This is a genomic window from Kitasatospora sp. NPDC036993, assembly GCF_055607525.1.
The window spans coordinates 266,655-287,985 of sequence record NZ_JBVJRP010000007.1; the positions used below are offsets into that span (position 1 = coordinate 266,655).

18 protein-coding genes and 2 CRISPR repeat arrays (1 of these 20 running past the window's edge) are annotated in these 21,331 nt (G+C 73.4%); of the genes, 11 read left to right on the forward strand and 7 right to left on the reverse strand.

What is annotated here, in order from left to right; translation table 11 throughout:
- A CRISPR array of direct repeats spans nucleotides 1–1,187; the repeat unit is 29 nt; unit sequence GGAGCAACCCCCGCGAGCGCGGGGCCGAT; it begins 184 nt to the left of the window's first position.
- A gap of 172 nt (nucleotides 1,188–1,359) precedes the next feature.
- The 8 genes from cas3 to cas2e all read left to right on the forward strand — a co-directional run bounded on the left by cas3 (nucleotide 1,360) and on the right by cas2e (nucleotide 11,583).
- Nucleotides 1,360–4,245 carry a CRISPR-associated helicase Cas3' gene (gene cas3 / locus ACZ7C5_RS17365; protein WP_470322866.1) on the forward strand — a complete coding sequence of 962 codons (2,886 nt, stop codon included), beginning with the start codon at nucleotides 1,360–1,362 and terminating at the stop codon, nucleotides 4,243–4,245.
- A gap of 908 nt (nucleotides 4,246–5,153) precedes the next feature.
- Nucleotides 5,154–6,875: a type I-E CRISPR-associated protein Cse1/CasA gene (gene casA, locus ACZ7C5_RS17370; protein WP_470322867.1), complete on the forward strand. Its 1,722-nt coding sequence runs from the start codon at nucleotides 5,154–5,156 to the stop codon at nucleotides 6,873–6,875.
- Nucleotides 6,865–7,467 carry a type I-E CRISPR-associated protein Cse2/CasB gene (gene casB / locus ACZ7C5_RS17375; protein ID WP_470322868.1) on the forward strand — a complete coding sequence of 201 codons (603 nt, stop codon included), beginning with the start codon at nucleotides 6,865–6,867 and terminating at the stop codon, nucleotides 7,465–7,467. The genes casA and casB overlap by 11 nt, the downstream gene beginning before the upstream one ends.
- 43 nt (nucleotides 7,468–7,510) lie before the next feature.
- Complete coding sequence (gene cas7e / locus ACZ7C5_RS17380; RefSeq protein WP_401084152.1) at nucleotides 7,511–8,650, forward strand: type I-E CRISPR-associated protein Cas7/Cse4/CasC; 1,140 nt, start codon at nucleotides 7,511–7,513, stop codon at nucleotides 8,648–8,650.
- A complete protein-coding gene (gene cas5e / locus ACZ7C5_RS17385) occupies nucleotides 8,650–9,504 on the forward strand; it encodes a type I-E CRISPR-associated protein Cas5/CasD (protein WP_401084154.1) in 855 nt (284 codons plus the stop codon). The genes cas7e and cas5e overlap by 1 nt, the downstream gene beginning before the upstream one ends.
- 4 nt (nucleotides 9,505–9,508) lie before the next feature.
- Nucleotides 9,509–10,282 (forward strand): type I-E CRISPR-associated protein Cas6/Cse3/CasE, encoded by a 774-nt coding sequence (gene cas6e / locus ACZ7C5_RS17390; protein ID WP_470322869.1) that lies wholly within the window; start codon nucleotides 9,509–9,511, stop codon nucleotides 10,280–10,282.
- A 3-nt stretch (nucleotides 10,283–10,285) separates the two neighbouring features.
- The gene (gene cas1e / locus ACZ7C5_RS17395; RefSeq protein ID WP_470322870.1) at nucleotides 10,286–11,308 is read left to right on the forward strand and encodes a type I-E CRISPR-associated endonuclease Cas1e; all 1,023 of its coding nucleotides are present in this window, start codon (nucleotides 10,286–10,288) and stop codon (nucleotides 11,306–11,308) included.
- Nucleotides 11,305–11,583, forward strand: a complete 279-nt coding sequence (gene cas2e, locus ACZ7C5_RS17400; RefSeq protein WP_359826378.1) for a type I-E CRISPR-associated endoribonuclease Cas2e — start codon at nucleotides 11,305–11,307, stop codon at nucleotides 11,581–11,583. Before cas1e ends, cas2e begins: the two co-directional genes overlap by 4 nt.
- Nucleotides 11,584–11,601: 18 nt before the next feature.
- Nucleotides 11,602–11,870: direct repeats of the CRISPR family, unit length 24 nt; unit sequence GTCGGCCCCGCACGCGCGGGGATG.
- A gap of 257 nt (nucleotides 11,871–12,127) precedes the next feature.
- Here cas2e and ACZ7C5_RS17405 read toward each other — a convergent pair.
- Complete coding sequence (locus ACZ7C5_RS17405; protein WP_470322871.1) at nucleotides 12,128–12,949, reverse strand: nucleotidyltransferase; 822 nt, start codon at nucleotides 12,947–12,949, stop codon at nucleotides 12,128–12,130.
- 120 nt (nucleotides 12,950–13,069) lie between these two features.
- On the opposite strand from ACZ7C5_RS17405, the gene ACZ7C5_RS17410 reads away from it, so the two are divergent.
- On the forward strand, nucleotides 13,070–13,513 hold the full coding sequence (locus ACZ7C5_RS17410; RefSeq protein ID WP_401084162.1) for a DUF4259 domain-containing protein: 444 nt from the start codon (nucleotides 13,070–13,072) through the stop codon (nucleotides 13,511–13,513).
- Nucleotides 13,514–13,535: 22 nt separating this feature from the next.
- Here the strand turns inward: ACZ7C5_RS17410 and ACZ7C5_RS17415 are convergent, their stop codons facing one another.
- Nucleotides 13,536–14,768, reverse strand: coding sequence for an MFS transporter (locus ACZ7C5_RS17415; protein ID WP_470322872.1), 1,233 nt, complete (start codon nucleotides 14,766–14,768; stop codon nucleotides 13,536–13,538).
- A 150-nt stretch (nucleotides 14,769–14,918) separates the two neighbouring features.
- Here ACZ7C5_RS17415 and ACZ7C5_RS17420 point away from each other — a divergent pair, with 150 nt between their 5' ends.
- Nucleotides 14,919–15,362 (forward strand): winged helix-turn-helix transcriptional regulator, encoded by a 444-nt coding sequence (locus tag ACZ7C5_RS17420; RefSeq protein ID WP_470322873.1) that lies wholly within the window; start codon nucleotides 14,919–14,921, stop codon nucleotides 15,360–15,362.
- Between the two features lie 71 nt (nucleotides 15,363–15,433).
- On the opposite strand, the gene ACZ7C5_RS17425 is transcribed toward ACZ7C5_RS17420, so the two are convergent.
- Entirely contained in the window at nucleotides 15,434–16,891 is a 1,458-nt protein-coding gene (locus tag ACZ7C5_RS17425; protein ID WP_470322874.1) for a DUF6777 domain-containing protein, read from the reverse strand.
- 331 nt (nucleotides 16,892–17,222) lie between these two features.
- Between ACZ7C5_RS17425 and ACZ7C5_RS17430 the strand changes: the two genes are divergently transcribed.
- Nucleotides 17,223–18,623, forward strand: a complete 1,401-nt coding sequence (locus ACZ7C5_RS17430) for a streptophobe family protein (RefSeq protein ID WP_401084168.1) — start codon at nucleotides 17,223–17,225, stop codon at nucleotides 18,621–18,623.
- Nucleotides 18,624–18,635: 12 nt separating this feature from the next.
- Here the strand turns inward: ACZ7C5_RS17430 and ACZ7C5_RS17435 are convergent, their stop codons facing one another.
- The 4 genes from ACZ7C5_RS17435 to ACZ7C5_RS17450 form a co-directional block, all read right to left on the reverse strand.
- Nucleotides 18,636–19,133 carry a hypothetical protein gene (locus ACZ7C5_RS17435; RefSeq protein WP_470322875.1) on the reverse strand — a complete coding sequence of 166 codons (498 nt, stop codon included), beginning with the start codon at nucleotides 19,131–19,133 and terminating at the stop codon, nucleotides 18,636–18,638.
- 89 nt (nucleotides 19,134–19,222) lie between these two features.
- The gene (locus ACZ7C5_RS17440; RefSeq protein WP_401084172.1) at nucleotides 19,223–19,597 is read right to left on the reverse strand and encodes a DUF1304 domain-containing protein; all 375 of its coding nucleotides are present in this window, start codon (nucleotides 19,595–19,597) and stop codon (nucleotides 19,223–19,225) included.
- Nucleotides 19,594–20,613 (reverse strand): serine/threonine-protein kinase, encoded by a 1,020-nt coding sequence (locus ACZ7C5_RS17445; RefSeq protein WP_470322944.1) that lies wholly within the window; start codon nucleotides 20,611–20,613, stop codon nucleotides 19,594–19,596. Before ACZ7C5_RS17445 ends, ACZ7C5_RS17440 begins: the two co-directional genes overlap by 4 nt.
- Before the next feature lie 101 nt (nucleotides 20,614–20,714).
- A complete protein-coding gene (locus ACZ7C5_RS17450) occupies nucleotides 20,715–21,299 on the reverse strand; it encodes a hypothetical protein (protein ID WP_470322876.1) in 585 nt (194 codons plus the stop codon).
- Nucleotides 21,300–21,331: the final 32 nt, after the last annotated feature.

Sequence of the window (21,331 nt, forward strand, 5' to 3'; positions counted from 1 at the left end):
GAGCAACCCCCGCGAGCGCGGGGCCGATCTGCGCGCGCAGGATGTCCCCCGGCTGCCAGCGGAGCAACCCCCGCGAGCGCGGGGCCGATGCCAAGTCCCGTCGCGACAAGGTCCTCAAGAAGGAGCAACCCCCGCGAGCGCGGGGCCGATGGGTTCTCAGCAGGGAGGGCTGCTCGTATCGAGGAGCAACCCCCGCGAGCGCGGGGCCGATTCGTCGGCCGGGGTGAGGCGGGTGCGGCCGCGGGAGCAACCCCCGCGAGCGCGGGGCCGATCCGTAGGCGGAAGCGACCCAGGACCACCTGGTGGAGCAACCCCCGCGAGCGCGGGGCCGATAGCGCGCCCTGGCGAACCGCGAGACGGACAACGGAGCAACCCCCGCGAGCGCGGGGCCGATGGCGGTCCCCCCACCGTGCACATCGGCGGCACGGAGCAACCCCCGCGAGCGCGGGGCCGATCACGTGGTCGGACCGGACTGGCGGCGGCCACCGGAGCAACCCCCGCGAGCGCGGGGCCGATTACGAGCACGACGGCACCGACGACAAGCCGCGGGAGCAACCCCCGCGAGCGCGGGGCCGATCCCTGGCCGAAGGGGCCCTGGCCCAGGTAGCGGGAGCAACCCCCGCGAGCGCGGGGCCGATAGGCCCATCTGCCGGAACAGGGTGGAGTACTCGGAGCAACCCCCGCGAGCGCGGGGCCGATGCGGCGGCCTGGGCGTCGTCGGCGGCCTTCACCGAGCAACCCCCGCGAGCGCGGGGCCGATCAGGTGACTCGGCGGGGCGAGTTCGGGGCCGCCGAGCAACCCCCGCGAGCGCGGGGCCGATTCCTCCAGCGGGGACAGATCCTCGCGCTGGATGGAGCAACCCCCGCGAGCGCGGGGCCGATTGCCGGCCGCGTCGGCCTCGCCGTCGGTGATGGGAGCAACCCCCGCGAGCGCGGGGCCGATTTGACCGCGATGGCGTGGTCGATCGAGGCCCAGGAGCAACCCCCGCGAGCGCGGGGCCGATATGCCGCGGGCCCGAGCGGCCGGGCCGATCGCGGAGCAACCCCCGCGAGCGCGGGGCCGATCACGGTGGTGGTCACTGCTGCACCGCCCCCTCGGAGCAACCCCCGCGAGCGCGGGGCCGATCGCGCCTGGGCCTGGCCCGCCACCCTCGACGCGGAGCAACCCCCGCGAGCGCGGGGCCGATACTTCCTGACCTGCAGCGATCCTCCTCGGGAGGCGCAGATTGATTCAGTTCGATTCGGCATACCGTCCGTAGCAGTGTTCCTGAATGATCGTCATCTCTTTCCGCATCCAAGCCAATTGTCAGTGTCCCGCCCTAGGCTTCCGAAGCGTACTCGCACATGGAGGTCGGGACGATGGCTGAGGACCGCTGGCAGTGGTACCCGTCCGAGGTCAGGGGCTGGCTGGGCGCGTTGTGGGGGAAGTCGGCCGGGCGGGCCGGGGGGTCTGCCAACCTCCTGCTGTCGCACATGCTGGACACCGCCGCGGTGGCGGAGGTCGTCTGGGACCGCTACCTGCCGTCCGTGACAAAGCGGCGCCTGGACGCCGTCGCGGGCGGCCGGGGGAAGGGGCGGCGTCTGTTCGCCTGGCTGTGCGGAATTCATGACTACGGCAAGGCCGTCCCCGCCTTCCAGTACCTGGACTCCGACTTGGCGGAGGCCGTTCGCCGATCAGGCCTGTCCTGGAACAAGTACGCGGTGAAATCCGAGTCCTGGAGGCACGACAAGGCCGGAGGCCTCTTGCTGCGGGCGGCGCTTGCCGACGCGGGGTGGGTGGAGGAACAGGTCGACTGGGTCTGGCCGCTGGTCGCCGGCCACCACGGTCGCTTCCCCACGATGGGCCAGCTGCCTCCGAAGAAGGCGGACCTCCAGGGGAAGGGGGCGTCCTGGAAGCTGGCGCAGTCGGCGCTGGTCGGGGTGTTCTCCCGGGAGTTGGGCTTCGAGGGGGCGTTGCCATTGGCAGCGGTGGAGCCCGCTCTGGTGCCCGGCCGTGCGGTGCAGCTCCAGCTGTCCGGCTTCGTGGTGATGGCGGACTGGATCGCCAGCGACGAGCGGCACTTCGCCGGGGTGTCGGATCTGGAGAAGGTGACGATCGATCAGGCGCGGCAGCGGGCGGCTGCGGCCTGGTCGAGCCTCGGGCTGCGCGGCGGGTGGGGAACGCTGCCGGCGCCGGGCCCGGAGGCGTTCCGGGACCGTTTCGGTCACGGGACCCGGCCGTCGCAGGAACTGGTCCTCGATGTGGTGCGCCGGATGGGCGGGCCGGGGCTGGTGGTCGTCGAGGCGCCGATGGGGGAGGGGAAGACGAAGGCCGCGCTGGCGGCGGCGGAGCTGCTGGCTGCCCGGTACGGCCTGGACGGGGTGTACCTGGGCATGCCGACCCAGGCCACCGCGGACCCGATGTTCACCCAGGTCCGATCCTGGCTGCACAACGTCGAGGAGGGGCTGGAGGACCAGGTCGCGTTGCTGCACGGCAAGCGGATGTTCAACAAGGAATGGCGCGGCCTGCTGGAAGACACGGGGGAGGGGAGTCAGGATGCCGACGCCCGCTACTCGACGGTGGACGAGTACGGCGTGCAGTCAGACTGGCTCGACGGTTGCGAGGGCGGGGAGCGCAGGGCTCCGGCCGAGTGGTTCTTCGGCCGTCGGCGCGGCCTGCTGAGCCCGTTCGCGGTCGGCACGATCGATCAGCTCCTGTTCGCCGCGACCCGGACCAAGCACGTGATGCTGCGGATGGCCGGCCTGGTCGGCAAGGTCGTGATCCTCGACGAGGTCCACGCCGCCGACGTCTACATGTCGCAGTTCCTGCTGGAAGGCCTGTGGTGGCTCGGGCAGGCCGGGGTGCCGGTGGTCCTGCTGTCGGCGACCCTGCCGCCCGAGCAGCGGCGCCGCCTGGTCGCCGCCTACCTGGCCGGAACGCAGTCGGCAGAGGCTCCGGTGGCACTGGAGGTTCCCGAGCCGCAGGGGTACCCGAGCGTGACGGCGGCCTGGCCGGGACCGGACGGGAAGCCGGAAGTACTGGTCGAGAGCACGGAATCCTGGCGTGACGATTTGCGAGTGCGGGTCGAGGTCCTCGACGAACCGCCGACGCGGACCGATGCCCGGGCCGCGGAGAACGACGCCGGGCAGACGGACACCGCCGTGGTCGACTACCTGAGGGAGCGTCTGGTCGACGGCGGGTGCGTCCTGGTCATCCGCAACACGGTGGACCGGGCCCAAACCACGTTCGACGCCCTCCGCAAGGAGTTCGGCGCCGACGTCCGCCTCCTGCACGGACGCCTGCACACGGGCCACCGGGCCGACCGCACACAGGACGTGCTGAACCTCCTCGCCCCGCCGGCCGCTGGCGTCGCGCGCCCCGACAGGCTGATCGTCGTCGCCACCCAGCTCGCGGAACAGTCCTTCGACGTCGACGCCGACCTGCTGATCACCGACCTCGCACCGATGGACCTGCTCCTCCAGCGGATCGGCCGCCTCCACCGCCACGACGGTGTGAAGCGCCCCGCCCTGCTGGCCCAGCCCACGGTCGTCGTCACCGGCATCGACCTCGACAGCGGAGGCACACCGCACGTCCTGCGCGCCTCCGAGGGCATCTACGGCCGCTACCTCCTGCTGCGCACGGCCGCCGAGGTGGAGCGGGTGATGGCCGGTGGAGGCGTGTGGAGCATCCCCAGCCGGGTGCCGGACCTGGTCGCCCGGGTCTACGGCACGGACCCGATCGTCCCGGCGGCATGGGCGCAGTCCGAGGCGCAGGCCCGGCAGGAGTGGGAGGAACGGCAGTCCTTGCGTCGCGCGAAGGCAGCCGAGTACGTACTGACCCGCTCCGGGGAGCACGGGGTACCGACACTGGCAGGCCTGCACTACGGAGGCCACGGAAAGCTGGCCGAGGGACAGTTCGAGGCACTCGTCCGCGACGGTGACCCGAGCACGGAGGTCGTCCTGGTACGTCGTCTCGGGGAAGACGACTTCCGGGCGGTGACGGGCCGCGCCCTCGGGCCGAACGGCGAGGTCGCGGCGGAGGTGGTGGACGACGTGCTCTGCGGCACGGTCCGCCTTCCCGCCAGGCTGACCGAGGCGGCCGAGCAGGCACTCGGCCCGCTGCCGGGCTGGCGGGACCATCCGTGGCTGCGCCACAGCCTCGCCCTCACACTCGACGAACAGGGCGAAGCGTCGCTCGGAGACTTCCGGCTGCGCTACGACGAGGCGCTCGGGCTCGTGGTGAGCGGCGGTCGCCCGTACCGGTAGGGCGCGTGGGCGAAGTAGGCATCATGCCACCTCCGCCCACACGTTCCCGACCCCGCGAGCGCGGGGCCAACAAGAGGACGCCCTCGAGGAGCTGAGCCACATCGGAGCGATCCCCGCGAGCGCGGGGCTAGGCAGGAACGGGCTGGCCACTAGCAGCAAGCCCGACGCCTGGAGAGCAAGTTGTCGCGACCAATGCCTACCGGTGATGCCGAGAAGTAAACCTACGGGGGCGTTCGCGTCGGAGGGCGGACTGCCTACCTGGCTGACTCACTTCAGTGAGATCGCTGGTGGCTCGGGGAATGAAGCCAATGATGATCAAGACGATGGCAGCGATCACCAGATCAGTACTGTGGCCGAGCGCGCCAGCAGCCGGGCCTTTGACTACGCAGGCTGCGACGGTCGCAGCCATGGCGGTCACGCCCTTGTTCTGACATTGATGACGTGCAACGATGTCGAGGATGCTGACGCGGACGCGGGCATCACGGATTGGGATCAACGGTTCTCCTAGTCTGATCGCGAACGGGCGCCCCATTCAGCTTCCTAGGGCGAGGGGCGCCCAATCGCTCTTCCGATGAGACCACCGTAGCGCATACCGGCCGCAGCTTTGCGCCCCTGACTGACTATCAAGTCCATATGTGTCATCGAGTAGTTGAGCTACATCGTTGTGACCTGCACGCTCGACGGCAGATGCCGGTTGCTGAAGTGAACGCTGGAACTGCTGGCGAACTGTCCCTGCGGCTGCGAGCCGTGGCGCACGGTCGACGAGGGCCCATGGCTGCCTGGATCCATCCCCATGCGTCAAACCTGTGAGACTGAGAGGTAATTGAAGCAACGCCTCACGCTGGGTTGTGCCTGGTGCAAGGATGAATCTTGCACTGAACTAGCAAGGCCAGTTGGGAGAACAGCGCGTGCCTGGGTACAACCTTGTCGAGGAGCCGTGGCTGGCGGTGCGCCCCGTCGGCGGTGGGCCTCCCGTGGAGCTGGGGATCGCCGAGGCCCTGGCCCGGGCCCACGCGCTGGAGGGCCTCGTCGTCGGGTTCTCCACCCAGCTGCCGGCCGTCCTGCGCCAGGTCCTGCTGCCCGTCGTCGCCCACGCCACCGGCGCACCCCGGACGCTGCGGGAGAAGGGTGACCGGCTCGCGCAGAAGGACGGGTTCACCGAGGACGAGCTGAACAGGCTCCGGGAGTACCTCGACGAGCATCGCGCGAAGTTCGACCTCTTCGACCCGGCCGCCCCGTTCGCCCAGGTCGCCGGGCTGCGGACCGCCAAGGACGAGTCGAAGGGCTCCGCCGCCCTCGTGGCGACCGCCGCCAGCGGAAACAATGTCCCGTTGTTCGCCAGCCGCACCGAGGCGGACCCGCTCGACCTCACACCCGCCCAGGCCGCCCACTGGCTCGTGCACACCCACTGCTGGGACACCGCCGGGATCAAGACCGGCGTCGTCGGCGACCCCGAGGTCAAGGCGGGCAAGACGACAGGCAACCAGACCGGCCCGCTCGGCCAGCTCGGCGTCATCGTTCCCACCGGGCGCACCCTGTACGAGACCCTCCTGCTGAACCTTCCGGTCACCCCGGCCGGAGTCCTCGGAACTCCGCAGTGGCTGCAAGGTCCCCACAGTCCCGCCTGGAAGTCGCGTCCGGCCGAGGGCCTGCTCGACCTGTGGACGTGGCAGGCCCGGCGGATCCGGCTCGTCCCGCACCAGGGCGACGACGGCCGGCTGAAGGTCGCCCGGGTCGTCATCAGCGCCGGCGACCGGCTCACGCCCCTGCCCGCACAGGAGCCGCACACGGCCTGGATGTTCACCGCGCCCGCCAAGAAGTCCGCCTCGGCCCTGCCCGAACGCAGGCCGCGCCGGCACACCCAGGGCAAGGCCGCCTGGCGGGGCCTGGACGCCCTCCTCACCCCGGCCCGCCAGGGCCCGGACGGCGTCTTCGAGACCAGCGTCCTGCTCGACGAGGCCAGCGCCCTGCGGGTACTCGGGAAGCTCGACGCCGACTACCCGCTGCAGGTCGAGACCTTCGGCATGGTCTACGGAACCCAGTCCTCCGTCGTCGAGGACGTCATCCACGACGCGATCCCGCTGCCCCTGCTCGCCCTCCACCAGGACAGCGAAGCGCACGAACTCCTCCTCGACGTGGCCGAGCAGGCCGAACAACTCGCCAAGGCCGTCAACAACCTCTCCGCCGACCTGCGCCGGGCCGCCGGCACCGACCCCATCCCCTGGGACAGGGGCCAGCGCCCCGGCGACCTCCTCCTGCACACCCTCGACCCCCTGGTACGCCGCCTGCTCGCCGGAGTCCGCGACGCCGGCACCGACGACGACGTCCTGGACCGGGGCAGGCTCGCCTGGGAGGAAGTGGCCCACCGCCTGGCCCGGGACGCGGCGAACGAACTCCTGCTGGCCGCCCCCGCCACCACCTTCCAGGGCCGCACCGTCAGCCCGCCCGGAAAGTCGGGCAAGCCGCTGACCTACAAGCTCGGCACCGCGGGCGCCGACTTCCGGCGCCAGGTCGACGAGATCCTCCCCCGGTACGCCGACGCCCGCCGGGAAGCGGCCGCCGCCCGGGAAGCCGAGACCGGACCCGCCCTCGAACCCGACCCCGATCCCGGAGCGGACTTTGACGACTGAGCACACCACCGCCGCCAAACGGCGCCTGTACTGGGACCAGTACACCGCCCACGACCACACCTGGCGCACCGACCACCGCACCAAGCAGCCGCGCCGCCCGCCCGGCGAGGACCTCGCGGCCATGCGCTCCGGCCTCGGGCGCCCCGCCATGGACAGCCCCAGGATGTGGCCCCTCTACAGCTGCGAGGTCGACGACGTCCTCGCACTGCGCGACGAGGTCTCCGACGAGCAGAAGGCCGAGCACGCCGCCCTCGCCCTCTACGGCCTCCACCAGCAGAGCCAGTCCACGCCGATGCACCGCCGCGGTATCAAGCTCGGCGAAGCCCTGCGAGCCCTGCGCCGCAGCGGCAAGTTCAGCGAGGAAGCGCTCGACACCCGCGTCGCCCAGCTCGCCGGTGCCACCAGCGTGCCCGCGCTGCTCGTCCACCTGCGCGGCCTGATCACCCAGCTGCGCACCGTCGGGCAGCCACTGGACTACAACCACCTGATGGCCGACATCCAGGCCTGGCACCGCACCGACCGGCGCCCGCAGGTCCGCCTCAAGTGGGCCATCGGCTACCAGGCCTGGAAGGACAAGGCCCCCGCCGACTGACCGCGCTCGCACATACCCGGACCACCCGACTACGGAGTAGCGCATGACCGACCGCCTCTACATCGACGTGCACATCCTGCAGACCGTCCCGCCGGCGAACCTCAACCGGGACGACAACGGCAACCCGAAGGAGGCCTACTTCGGCGGCAAGCGCCGCTCCCGCGTCTCCTCCCAGGCCTGGAAGCGCGCCACCCGGATCCACTTCACCGAGAGCCGCGACCCGCAGGACCTCGCCACCCGCACCAAGCGGATCGCCTCCCAGCTCGCCAAGGGCATCGCCGAGCGCAGCGGTGTCGAGGCCGAGGACGCGCAGCGGCTCGCCGACGCCCTGGTCAAGTCGACCGGGATCTCCGCGGGCAAGAAGGCGGGTGACACCGCCTACCTGCTCTTCTACGGGCGCCGCCAGTTGGACGCCATCGTCGGCCTGGTCGCCGACACCGCCGGCGACCTCGCCGCCCTCGACGCCAAGGCGCTGGAGGAGGCGGTCAAGGCTCTGCCGGTCAAGGAGCAGTTGCAGAGCGGCCACCCGGCGGACGTGGCGTTGTTCGGCCGGATGGTCGCGGACATCCCCGGCCTGAACGTCGACGCCGCCACGCAGGTCGCGCACGCGATCTCCACCCACGCCGCGGAGCTCGAGTTCGACTACTACACGGCGGTCGACGACGAGAACACCGCGGAGGAGACCGGCGCCGGCATGATCGGCACCATCGGCTTCAACTCCGCCACCCTGTACCGCTACGCGACTGTCGGCCTGCACCAGCTCCGGGAGAACCTGGGTGACGACAAGGCCACGGTCGACGCCGTCGACCTGTTCGTCGACTCCTTCGCCCGCTCCATGCCCACCGGCTACGGCAACTCCTTCGCCCACCGCACCCGCCCCAGCCTGGTCGCCGTCGTCGTGCGCGCCGACCAGCCGGTGAACCTCGTCTCCGCGTACGAGAACCCGGTCCCGGCGAGCCGGGGCATCGTCGCGGAGTCCGCGCGCCGCCTCGCCGGGGAGTTCGCCACCGCCACCGAGCAGTGGGGCGACAGCCCGCTGTACGTCGGCATCTGCCACACCCTCGGCACCGACGCCGACGGGACCGGGGAGAAGCTGACGGAGGCCTTCGGCGCGAACCGCACCTTCCCCGAGCTGCGCGACGCCCTGCGCACCGCCCTCACCGAGCGGGTGAACGACAACTGATGCCCGCCGACCCCACCCCCGCACCGGACCCGCGGGACGAGGAGCAGGCGGTCCTCGTGCTGCGTCTGGCGGGCCCCCTCCAGTCCTGGGGCGACCGCAGCGCGTTCAACCGTCGCGACAGCGGGCCCCAGCCGACCAAGTCCGGCGTCGTCGGCCTGCTGGCCGCAGCCGCCGGCCGCCCGCGCGAAGCGGACATCGCCGACCTGGTCGGCCTGCGCCTGGGCGTGCGCATCGACCAGCCCGGAACGCTGCTGCGCGACTACCACACCGTCAGCGACTACCGCGGTCGGCCGCTTCCGCAGGCCGGAGTCAACGCCAAGGGTCTCCAGAAGCCGACCTCCCCGGCCAAGGACACCCACGTCACCCACCGCTACTACCTCCAGGACGCGGTGTTCGTCGCCGCCGTCCAAGGCCCTGCCGCCCTCGTCACGGCACTCGCCGAGGCGGTCCGCCGCCCCGCCTTCCCGCTCGCCCTCGGCCGGCGCTCCTGCGTCCCCACCCAGCCGATCACCCTCGGCGAGGTGCGCGGCGGCACCGTGGAAGACGTCCTGGCCGAGGAACCCTGGCAGGCGGGCCAGGCTGCCAGGAACGCCTACCGACGGCGGGCCGAGCGCGCCCCCGGGCCGTTCTCCCCGCACCGGATCGACCTGGCCGCGACCTTCGACGACCCGTCGGGCGACGACACTCTCCAGGACGTCCCGCGCTCCTTCGACCCCCGTGAACGCGGATTCTCCACCCGGCGGATCCGCCACGCCTGGCTCGACGTCCCCACCGGCCTCGCCCCGATGACCACGCCCGCCGAACCGGCCGCCGCGGCCGGCGGCCACGACCCGTTCGCCCTGCTGGGCTGGTGACCCGATGACCTACCTTTCCCGCGTCCGCATCAACCCCCTGCGCGCCGCCAGCCGCAACCTGCTCGCCAACCCCCGAGCCCTGCACGGCGCCGTCACGGCCGGCGTCCCCGACACCGCCCCCGGCGACCGGATCCTGTGGCGCCTGGACACCGACCACCCGCGCCGCCCCGTGCTGCTGGTCCTCACCCCCTCCAAGCCCGACTGGACCCACGTCGTCGAACAGGCCGGATGGCCCGACGCCGACGGCGAGCACTACGCGATCCGCGACTACAGCCCGCTGCTCGCCCAGCTCGCCGTGGGCCGCGAGTTCGCCTTCCGACTCAAGGCCAGCCCCGTCCAGAACACCTCCAAGCCCGACAAGGCGAGCCCACACCGCACCAGGACCGCCGCCGAACTCCACCACCGCTCCTACCGCATGGCCCACCGCACCGCGGCCCGGCAGCTCGCCTGGTTCCTGGACCGCACCGAGCGCTGGGGCTTCACCATCCCCGAGGCACACACCGACGAGCCGGCACCGGGCCTCGAACCGTCCGACGTCGGCACCCCCGCTGACGCGAGGCCCGCCCGCGAGGTGAGGATCACCGACCGAAGCCGCAACACCTTCACCAAGCCCGGCACCCGCACCCCGGTCACGCTCACCACCGCCACCTTCGAAGGCCGCCTGTCCATCACCGACCCCGGCCTCCTGCAAGCCGCCCTCCTCGGCGGCATCGGCCCGTCCAAGGCCTACGGCTGCGGCCTGCTCACCCTCGCCCCGCTGCCCGCCGGAGCCCGCTGACCGATGGCCGACATCTGGTGGAAAGCCCACCCCCACGACCTGCACCGCCTCGCCGACCGAGTATCCAGCGTCTACGTCGAGCGCAGCCACATCGACCGTGACGAGAACGCCGTCGTCGTCATCAACAAACGCGAGACCGTCCGCGTCCCCGCCGCCATGGTCGCCGTCATGCTGCTCGGCCCGGGCACCCGCATCACCCACGGCGCCGTCAACCTCCTCGCGGACTCCGGCACCACCGTGTGCTGGGTCGGCGAGCAGGGCGTGCGCATGTACGCGGCCGGCCTCGGCCCCAGCCGAGGAGCGGCCCTCCTCAACCGGCAGGCCTGGCTGGTCAGCCGCACCAAGGAGCGCCTGGCCGTCGCACGGAACATGTACCGCATGCGGTTCCCCGGCGAGGACGTCAGCACCGCCACCATGCAGCAGCTGCGCGGCCGCGAGGGCGCCCGCATCCGCAAGCTCTACCAGGCGCAGGCACGCCGCACCGGCGTCCCCTGGAACGGACGGGTGTACAAGGCCGGTGACGCCTACGCCGCGGGCGACGACCTGAACCGCCTCCTGTCGGCGGCCAACGCCGCGCTCTACGGGATCTGTCACGCAGTCATCACCGGGCTGGGTGCCAGCCCGGGGCTCGGCTTCGTCCACACCGGACTGGCGACGTCGTTCGTCCTCGACATCGCGGACCTCTACAAGGCCGAATACACCATCCCCCTCGCCTTCGACCTCGCCCAGCAGGGCCACACCGAGGAACGCGACGCCCGCCTCGGGCTGCGCGACCGCATCGCCGAGGACAAGCTGCTGGGCCGCATCGTCCACGACGTCAAGACGCTCCTCAGCCCGGAGGGCACCGAGATGCCCGACGTCGAAGTCAACGAGCTCTGGGACGAACGCCTCGGTGCCGTCCAGGGCGGTGTCAACTGGTCGGGCACCGAAGGCCCGCCGGTGCCCGCCGTCTCCGATCCGGGGATGGGTGACGAACACCTGGCCGTCATCGGCCCGGAGTTCACCGAGGACGCGAGCAGCCCATGACCGTCATCATCCTCATCGCAGCTCCCGAAGGCCTGCGCGGCCACCTCACCCGCTGGATGGTCGAGGTCAACGCCGGCGTCTTCGTCGGCACCCCGAGCCGCCGCATCCGCGACCGGCTGTGGGAGCTCCTCGCGACCCGCATCGGCGACGGCCAAGCCGTCCTCGTCGAACCCGCCACCAACGAACAGGGCTGGACCGTCCGCACCGCGGGCAAGGACCGGTGGAAGCCCGTCGACTTCGACGGACTGATTCTCTCAGCCCGCTCCCGCCGATAAACCCGCAGGTCACGAAGTGTCGGCCCCGCACGCGCGGGGATGGTTCCTGTCGCCACGGACTAGGCGATCGACAGCAGAGGTCGGCCCCGCACGCGCGGGGATGGTTCCGCCGTGTCGCACCTGGTCCAGTCCGGCTCGCTGTCGGCCCCGCACGCGCGGGGATGATTCCCACCCCCAGCCCGCCGTTGACGATGTGACGCGAGTCGGCCCCGCACGCGCGGGGATGGTTCTGCCTCGGTGCCGTTTTTGACGAGACCGAGTTTGTCGGCCCCGCACGCGCGGGGATGGTTTTCGTGCTCTGGGAGTACGCGGAGAAGTTCCTGGGGTCGTAACTGCTGAACCGACCACGGATGCTCTTCTCTGGCCGGATGCGGGGCGGTCCGGAAGCTCTGGCAGGACTCGTCGCCGCAGCGGCACTCGGCGACCAGACGCAGGCTCCGCGCGGCGACGGCCAGTCCGGGTTCGCCCTCCCGCTCCAGGAGTCCGACCAGTTCGGCGGCCAGGGCCGGGAAGACCTCCCGGACCAGCGGGTGCTCCGGGGCCGTCACGGGCGGGGCGCCTTCACGCCGTGGACGGCCGCGTACTCGGTCGCGAGCCAGGGGCCCAGGTCGTCGACGAGTACGGCCAGGGCGGCCCGGTCGACCGTCGGGGTGCGGGCCATGGCGGCGGCGAGGCGCAGTTGGGCGGCGCGCTCGGGGTAGTAGCCGGCGAAGGCTTCGGCGGAGGCGGTGAGGTCGCTGGTCCAGCCGCCCCAGCGGGGCATGACCAGGGTGAAACCGGTGCGGACCAGACGGCGGGTCACGACGCGGGTGAGGGCGCGCAGTTCGGCGTCCGTGTCGGCTGCGGACAGGCGGGCCCGCCAGCCGGGCAGGGCGAGGGCGAGGTCGCCGTTGGTCTCCCGGGCCAGCAGCGAGGTGGGGCGGTAGCGGGGGAGCCGGGCGGCGAGGTCCTCGCCGAGCAGCGGGGTGCAGAGGCAGGCGACGAACCACCCCAGGTCGTGGCGCTCCAGCTCGCTGAGCAGGGTGCCGGTGCCGAAGAGCAGCACCCCGACGCCGTTCACCTGGGCGAACTCGGCGTCGAGCGCGGCTTCCAGGGCGTCGGCGGTGGCCCGGTCCGCGGCCGTGGGCTCGTGGTGCAGGGCGAGCAGCAGGTCGAGATCGGAGACGCCGGGCGTCGCGGTGTCGCGCGGGACGCTGCCGTAGAGGTAGGCGCTGTGCAGCCGGTCGGGGGCGAAGGCCGCGGCGATCCGCGCCCGGGCGGCGGCGACCACCGGCGCGAACGCCGGCGGCACCCGGTCGAGCGAGCCCTCGCGTGCGATGCAGCCGTCCCGGTCCAGGCCCCGGGTGGTCGTCAAGGGGGTGGTCATGGCGGCACTCTGCCCCACCGTCGCCGCGCTGACCAGCGAATATCCGTCGGCCCGGCCGATTGTCAGTGCCGTGTGCAAGCATCCGTCGCACACGAACACGGAAGGCGTGAGGGGAACGGCATGGGCACCTGGGACATCGGGCACTTCGACAACGACTCGGCGGCGGACTTCTGCGGCGGCCTGGACGACGCGGCGCCGGGCGAGCGCGAGGCGCTGCTGCGGGCGGCGCTGCTGGACGCCGTCGGGGCGGAGGCGGACTTCCTGGACTCCTACGAGGCGGTGAAGGCGGTCGCCGCCGCCGCGCTGGTGGCGGCGCAGTGCCCGGGCGGGGCGGCGGTGACCAGCGCCTACGGTCCCGACGAGCCGGTGCCGCCGCTCTCCGCCGAGCTTCGCCCGCTCGCGGTGGAGGCGCTCGGCCGGGTGGTGGCGGAGGAGTCCGAGCTCGCGGAGCTGTGGGACGAGACGGAGGACGGGCCGGCCTGGCGCGAGGGCATACGGGCGCTGCGGGAGGTCCTCGCCGCGGCGTCGGCGGCGTCGGCGGACGCCTCGGTGGCCGGGAGTTGAGCGCTGTGGAACCGCGTGGCCGTCACCGTCGGGCCGCCGTCCACCAGTAGCCGAGCGCGGTGAGGCTGGTGGCGGCGCCGAGCACGCAGACGGCCGTCCAGCCGCCGTGGTCGTAGACGACGGTGGACAGGATCGCGCCGGCGCCGCAGCCGGCCGAGTAGAGCAGCATGTAGGCGGCGGTCAGGCGGCTCTGTGCCTCCGGGCGGACCTGGTAGAGCAGGTGCTGGTTGGCGACGTGGACGGACTGAAGGCCGTAGTCGATCACCACCATGGCGAGCACCAGCCACCAGACCGAGTGCGGCAGCAGTGCGGCCGGCAGCCAGCCGGCCAGCATGGCCAGCAGGCCGAGCCCGGCGGTGCGTTCGGCCCGGCCGCGGTCGGCCTGGCGGCCCGCGTAGCCGGCGCCGAGGGCTCCGGCGGCTCCGGCGAGGCCGAAGAGTCCGATCTGGGTGTGGCTGAGGTTGAAGGGCGGTGCGGCGAGCGGCAGCACCATCGGGGTGAGCAGCACGGTGACGGAGGTGAAGCTGAGCAGCGCGAGGACGGACCGGACGCGGAGCACGCGCTCTTGGGCGAAGAGCGTGAACACCGAGCCGACCAGGCGCGCGTAGCCGATCCGCTCGGCCGCCCGGTGCCGCTCGGAGGGGAGCACGGCGGCGACGGCGAGGGCCATCGCGGCGGTCGCGACGGCGGAGACGACGTAGACGGCGCGCCAGCCGGCCAGGTCGCCGATGGTTCCGGCGACGGTGCGGGCGAGCAGGATGCCGACCACGATGCCGCTGGTCACGGTGCCGACCACACGGCCCTGGTCCCCCGGGGCGGCGAGTTGGGCGGAGTAGGCGACGACCACCTGGGCGACGACCGCGAGGACGCCGACGGCGGCCATCGCGACGAGCAGCAGGGGCGCGGAGGGAGCGAGCGAGACGGCGAGGAGGGCGAGGACGGACAGGCCGAGCTGGGAGGTGATCAGGGTGCGGCGGTTGACGTGGTCGCCGAGCGGTACGAGCAGCAGCAGCCCCACGGCGTAACCCGCCTGGGTGAGGGTGCCGACCAGACCGATGGTCGCCGGGTCGATGCCGTAGTCGCGGGCGATCAGGTCGAGCAGCGGTTGTGAGTAGTAGACGTTGGCGACGGCGAGGCCGCAGGCGACGGAGAGCAGCCAGGCGATGGCGGGTGACAGGACGCGTGAAGGCACCTGGGCGGGGGCTTCGGCCGTGCCGTCCGGGGTGGACGCTGCCGTGCGGGCGGAAGAGGGCATGGGCGGGACTCCCTCGAAGGGGTGTGGTGGTTTCAAAGTGCTACCGCGACACGATGGCATATCCTGGTTTTAATAAGCAACCACTCCCTGGTCGGTACGCTGGGCGCCGACCGGTGAGAGCCGAGAACCGGCAGCTGAGAGGTGGGAGACGTGCCGAAACGCACCACGCACGAGGAATCGGCCTGCCCGGTCGCCCGTCCCCTCGACGTCGTCGGCGACGGCTGGACGCTGTTGATCATCCGTGACGCCTTCGACGGGCTGCGCCGCTTCGGGCAGTTCCAGAAGAACCTCGGCCTGGCCAAGAACATCCTGTCGGCCCGTCTGACCAACCTGGTCGCCAACGGGGTGTTCGACCTCGCGCCGGCCGCCGACGGCAGTCCGTACCAGGAGTACGTCCTCACCGAGAAGGGCCGCGCGCTGTTCCCGGTGATCACGGCGCTGCGGCAGTGGGGCGACCAGTGGTTCTTCGAGGAGGGGGAGCCCCGGGCGCGCCTGGTGGACCGCGAGTCCGGCGCACCCGTCGCGCCGGTCGAGGTGCGCTCGGCGGACGGCCGGGTGCTCGGGCCCGGGGACGCGCGGGTGCTGTTGCCCTGAGGCGTGCCGCTGCCACCGGCCGGGGCGGCCGGTGGCAGCGGGCGGCCGGCTCGGTCGGTCAGGGCGGCCGGTCAGCTCGTCGTGGCGGTCCCCGCGGTCGGGCAGGGCGGCAGGGTGGACGGCGGGGTGCTCGCGCAGGTCGCGGCCGGCGTCCGCGGAGCGACGGCGGACGTGGTGGTGCCGGTGTTCGTCGCCGAGGCGGTGGTCGTGCCGCCGTTCGTCGTGGCTGCGCTGGTGGTGGCTGCGCTGGTGGTGGCCCCGGCCGACGACTGGGTGGGTGTCGAGGTGCCGGTCGAGGCTCCCGTGGACGCGGGGGGCGTGCTCGCGGGGGACGTGCTCGCGGTCGACCCGGACGGCTGACCCGAGCCGGTCGGGGAGGTGGCCCCCGACGAGCTCGCGCCCGAGGACGTCGGGCCCGAGGATGTCACGCCGGGCGAGGTGGCGCCGGAACCGGTCGCGCCCGAGGTCGTCGCGCCGGAGCCGGTGGGCGTACCGGGAGACGTCGTACCGGGCGAGGTCGAGGACGTGGCCGAGGGCGTCGTCGGCTTCCACGGGCCCGGTGCCGGGATGCCGGGCACCAGCGGGCCCTTCGGTGCCTCGGTGCGCCGGTCCACGATCTGGTCCCGCCCGGTCGTCCGGGAGAACCACCCACCGGTCTCGACGTCCACCAGGATGATCTCGGTCACCGGCTGGGGCGCCGGGACCACCACGATCAGCGTGGTCGGCTGGAAGCCCGCCCAGGCCTTCCCGGTGTACTTGGCACCGGCCACCAGCGTCGGCGGCTTCAGTGGGTTGCCGCACGAGCAGCGCACCCGGGGCACGCCCTGGGTGTCCACCAGGACGGCGGTGCCGGCCTGGAGCGCGGACTGGTACTCGACCACCGCGCCGCTCTGGTAGCCGTGGTTGCTCACCCGGGTGTCCACCCGCAGGTACGCCGAGGTCAGGGAGCGCAGGTAGCCGGGGATGTCGGCCTGCGCGATGCCGGCGGCGGAGGCCCAGGCGCGCCCGGTGTCCCCGGCCGAGACCATCCCGACCAGGCGCTCGGTGTCACAGCTCGGCTTGCTCATCGTCCCGCCGTACAGCCCGGCGGAGCTGCCCTCGACGCTGTGGAGGGCGGCTGACGCGCTGTGCCCGGGCGATGTGCCGCCCGACTGCTTCGCCGCGGAGGTGGTGGGGACCGCCGCGGGGGCGCTCATCCCCTGGGTTTCCACCGACGGGGTGAACGGGGCGGGCCCGGGGTCGGCCGGGGCCTGGAGGGCGACCTCGTTCGCGGTCGGCACCGTCGAGTGGTGGCCGCCCTGGTTGGTGACGATCAGCACGGTGGCCACCACGGCCGCCGTCACCGCGCCCGCCGCCAGCGCCAGCCCCTTCCCCGAGCGCCACCACGGCGTGCGTGCCCCGCGCCCGGGGCCGTCGGGCCCGGACGGCCCACCGGGCCCGCTCGCGCCGCCGGAGCCCTCGCCGCCGCCGGCGGCGCCCGGGCCCGAGGCCCCCGAGGCTCCCGAGGAGCCCGAGGGCGGTGGGGGCACGGAGGGCGGTCCGGCCGCACCGCTGCCGGACGGCGGCCCGGCGAGGGGCCCGGACGGCGGACCGTGCGGAGGTTCGCTCGGCGGGCCGGACGGAGGCGGTTGGGAGGTCATCGAGGCTCCGTTTCGCAGGCGGCCGGCCGACCACGGCCGATCAGGGAGGCTCCTGCCACTGGCTTCCATTTCTCTCCTGGCGCCCCGTTCGCCGCAACAGCAGGTGCGCGGCCCGTCGCCGAGCGTGCCCGCCGGTCGTCGGCGACTCTGGAACCCGCCGGGACCCGACCGGGACCGGATCGGAGCCTCCCGGGGACCCCGCGAGCGACGAGGAGGCGGCATGCAGCAGCCCACCACCCGGGCCGCGGGCCCGCCCGGTCCGCCCGGCCCGCCGGGCCCGGTCCGCGGCTGGCTGGACGCGCTCGCCGTCGTCCTGGCCGGCCTGGCCGCGATGGCAGCGGTTGCCGCGCTCGGCCTCTGGCTGGCCGGTGCCGACGGCCTCCCGGAGGGCGGCTTCCCCGCCGTGCTGGCCGCAACGCTCGCGCTCGCCGTCGGCGGCTCCGTCGAACTCGACGGCGGTGCGGGCGACTTCGCCGCCGTCGGCGCGGGAATCAGCGCGATGCCGCTGAGCGTCTCGGTGGCCGGCGCGGTCGCGATGGCCGAGGTGTTCCTGCGCCAGTTGCGCTTTCGCGCGATCGCGGGAAGCGGCGAACTGCTCGGCCGGATCGGCCGGACACTGCTGCTCTGGCTGCTCACCCTGGTGCTGCTCACCCTCGGCGCCCGGCACAGCTTCGTCGTCCCGCTCGGCGGCGACCTGGCGGAGTCGATCGGGGGCGTGCTCGGGCTCACCCCGGAGGTCGGCTTCCACGCGGACGGCCCGACCACCGTCGGCATCGGGCTGTCCTGGCTGCTGCTGGTGTTCGCGCTCACCTTCGCGGTCTCCCGGCGCGCCCCGCTGCCGCCCGCCCTGGTGCGCTACCAACTCGCGGTCCGTCCGCCCGCGTTCGCGCTCTGGCTGGTCCTGCTGGCGTACCTGGCGATCGGTGCGGTGGCCGGAGTGCTGACCGCGATCGTGCACGGCAACGCCCGGCAGACCCTGGCCGTGGTGCTGCTCGCGCTGCCCGACCTGGTCTGGCTGGCCTTCGGCGTCGGGCTCGGCGCCGAGTGGCACGGGCGGCTGGTCGGCGCGCTCGGCCTGCCCGTCCCCGAGCCGCTCAGCGCCGTGCTGCGCACCTCCGGGGGCGGGCAGGCGACCATCGGCCTCGGCACCCTCGCGGAGCAGGACGCGCGCAGCTGGTGGCTGCTGCCGCTGGCCGCCGTCCTGCTGCTCGCGGCCGCCTTCCTGGCGGCCCTGCGCTCGCCGCGCACCGTCCGGCTCCGGCAGCACGCCGTCCGCTTCGCGCTCGCCGCCGCCGTCACCGTGCTGCTGGTGGGCCTGTGGACCAGGGTGGACGCCGACTACGGGCTCTCGGTGCTCGGTGTGGGCCTTGGCCAGGGCGGCCTGGCCGACCTGCTCGGCGCCGTCCTCGGCGGCCGCAACCCGCTGGCCGGGCTCGGCGGCGGCAGCCTCACCCTGCGGCCGGTGCTCTGGACGGCGGTGCCGCTCGCGGCCGGCTGGGGTCTGCTGACCGGAGCGCTCGGCGCCCTGCTCGCCACCCGGGTCCGGCACCGCGGCGAGGCACCTGCCGACGAGGGCGGGGTGTCGACGGACGAGGGTGAGGCACCCGTCGGCACGCGGTGAGCGGTGGCCGGCTCAGAACAGCCGGTGGCCCCGCACCCACATGGTCTTCCGGCCGTCGGGCCGGATGAGCCTGAGCTTCCTGACGCCGTCGTGCATGCCCGCGCTGAACAGCAGGGACGGGCCGACGATCACGCCCGCGGCGGCCAGGAGGAAGAGCGTGCCGATGTTGTCGACCGCCTGGTCGTCGCCCTCCTCGACGGTCCGGCCGCCCAGCTGGACGAGCAGCGGGATGGTGGCCAGGAGCGAGAGGACCAGCAGCCAGCCCAGCGCCCGCTGGACGCGCTGCTTGATCCGGGCCTTGGTGAGGGTCTCCACCCGGACCGAGAACGAGCGCCGGCAGCGTGGGCAGATGACGCCGATCTCCCGGTCCCCGCGGGCCGGCCGGGCCGAGCCGCCCTCCGGCAGGTGCGTGACGCTCCAGTGGACCTTCGTCACGGAGGGCCCGTGCTCGACGCTCACCCGGCAACCGAGGCTGATGACGTACCGGTCGGTGATCGGGATCCTGACCACTGCTGTCCACCCCCGTCAGCCGCCGTGACCGTCACGGGGTAGGCGGATTGTAGTCCCGGCGGAGAGCCGGCGGCACGGGTGACGGATGATCAGAAAGCCTCCGCCAGAAGGATGATGACCGCTGGTACCGCCTGTCCGAGGGCTCCCCGCCAGAGCTTCGGCGCGGAGCCGAACAGGGTGATCCCGCCCGCCAGCATGAAGGCGGCGACGTACAGCACCAGCGTCCGGCCGGCCCCCGGGTGTCCGCTGTGCAGCAGGACCAGTCCGGTGACCAGGCCGAGCGCCAGGAACAGGTTGTAGAAGCCCACGTTGACGCGCCACAGCCGGACCTCGGGGGCGTCCGCCGTGCTGCCGGTGAGCAGGCGCCGCACCCGTGGGTGCCCGTACAGGAAGCTCTCCAGCGGCCACACGACGAGGTGGATGGCGGCGGCGACCACGGCGAAGACCTGGCTCACGGCGTTCATGACGGACGGCTCCCCCCGGCGGCGGACGACGGTGGCGGGTGGACGACAGGTACGGCCCAGGCCGGGGGCTCGGGCACCGCGAGCCGGTCGGGGGCGGCGAGCGCCGGGACGACCCGGGTGGGCGGCCCCTCCGCCCGCCACGCGGCCGGGGAGGCGGCGGTGCCGGCCGCGCGCAGCTCGGCGACGAAGCCGAGGCAGCTCGGGTACCGCTCCCCGGGCGCCTTGGCCAGCGCCCGGGCGACCACCGCCTCGACGGCGGCCGGCAGGTCGGGCCGGTGCTCGCGCAGCGCGGGCGGCGGGTCGTTGAGGTGTGCCCAGAGCAGTGCGAGATCACTCTCCCGGCGGAACGGCGGGGTGCCGGTGAGCAGCTCGTAGACCACGCAGCCGAGGCCGTACTGGTCGCAGCGTCCGTCCAGCGGTCTGCCGGAGATCTGTTCGGGCGCCGCGTAGTCCAGTGTCCCGACGATCTGGCCGACGCCGGTCAGTCCGCTGAGCGACAGCGACTTCTTGGTCAGTCCGAAGTCCGCCAGGTACAGGTGCTCGGGGTGTTCGCTGTCCGTCCCGGCGGCGACCAGCACGTTGCCCGGTTTGACGTCCCGGTGCACCAGGCCGTGGTCGTGCGCGGCGTCGAGCGCCGAGGCGATCTGGAGGGCGAGCCGGGCGGCCCGCCCGACCGGGACGGGGCCGGAGCGGTTGATCAGGGCGCGCAGGTCGCCGCCCTCGACGTAGCGCATCGCGAGGAACAGGATGCCGTCCTGCTCGCCCGCCTCGAACACCGGGACGATGTGCGGGTGGTCGATCCCCGCGGCGGCCTCCGACTCGTGCATGAAACGCTGCCGGAACAGCTCGTTGCGGGCCAGTTCGGGGGCCAGCAGCTTGACGGCGACGGTCCGGCCGAGCCGTAGGTCCCTGGCCCGGTAGACCACGGCCATGCCGCCGCGCCCGATCTCCTTCTCCAGCCGGTAGCCGGCGACCTGCCGCCCGACCAGTCCGGCTGGCAGGCCGACGGCGGACAGTCCGGCGGCGGACTGCTCGGCGTCGGGCCGGTCGGTGATGGGCTGGTCGGCGTCGGGCTGTTCGCCGGCGGGCTGGTCGACGGAAGGTCCCTCGGCGGCGGTCACGGCTCACCGGTCCTGGTGGGGGCGGACGGGCCGTACGGGGCCGGGCCGGCCGCCGTCGGCAGGCCGGACGGCGGCGGGACGGGGGACGCCGGGGCAGCCGGCCGGTCGGTGGCCGCGTACGTCTGCAACTGGAGCCCGTCGCCGTAGCACCAGCGGTCGTGCACCGGGTCGAACAGCCACACCGCCCCGCCGTCCACCACCAGGCCGATCCGCAGGCCGCGGGTGCGCTCCCGGAAGGCCTCCAGGTCGAGGGTGCCGGTCGCCAGGTCGTCCAGCAGGGCGCGGTAGCGGTCGAGCGCGCTCCCGGCCCCGGCGAGCGCCGGGCGCGGGTCGGCGGTCCGCGCGGGCGGGGCTCCGGCGGTGGGCGGCGGCTGCGGCAGGGCGACCAGCAGGCGGCCGTCCACCCAGGCGGTCCAGCCGTTGGAGCAGCCGACCATGGCCCAGTCGCCCCGGCGGTCGAGCAGTTGCAGCGGCAGCAGCGCGTCCAGTCGGGCGGAGGGCCGGGCCGGGTCGGGCGCCGCCCAGGAGGCCAGGCCGTCCGGCGGGGCGACGTGGGTGGGGCGGAACGCGAACTCGTCCACGGGCGGCTACATTTCCTCCGCCGCGCGACCCC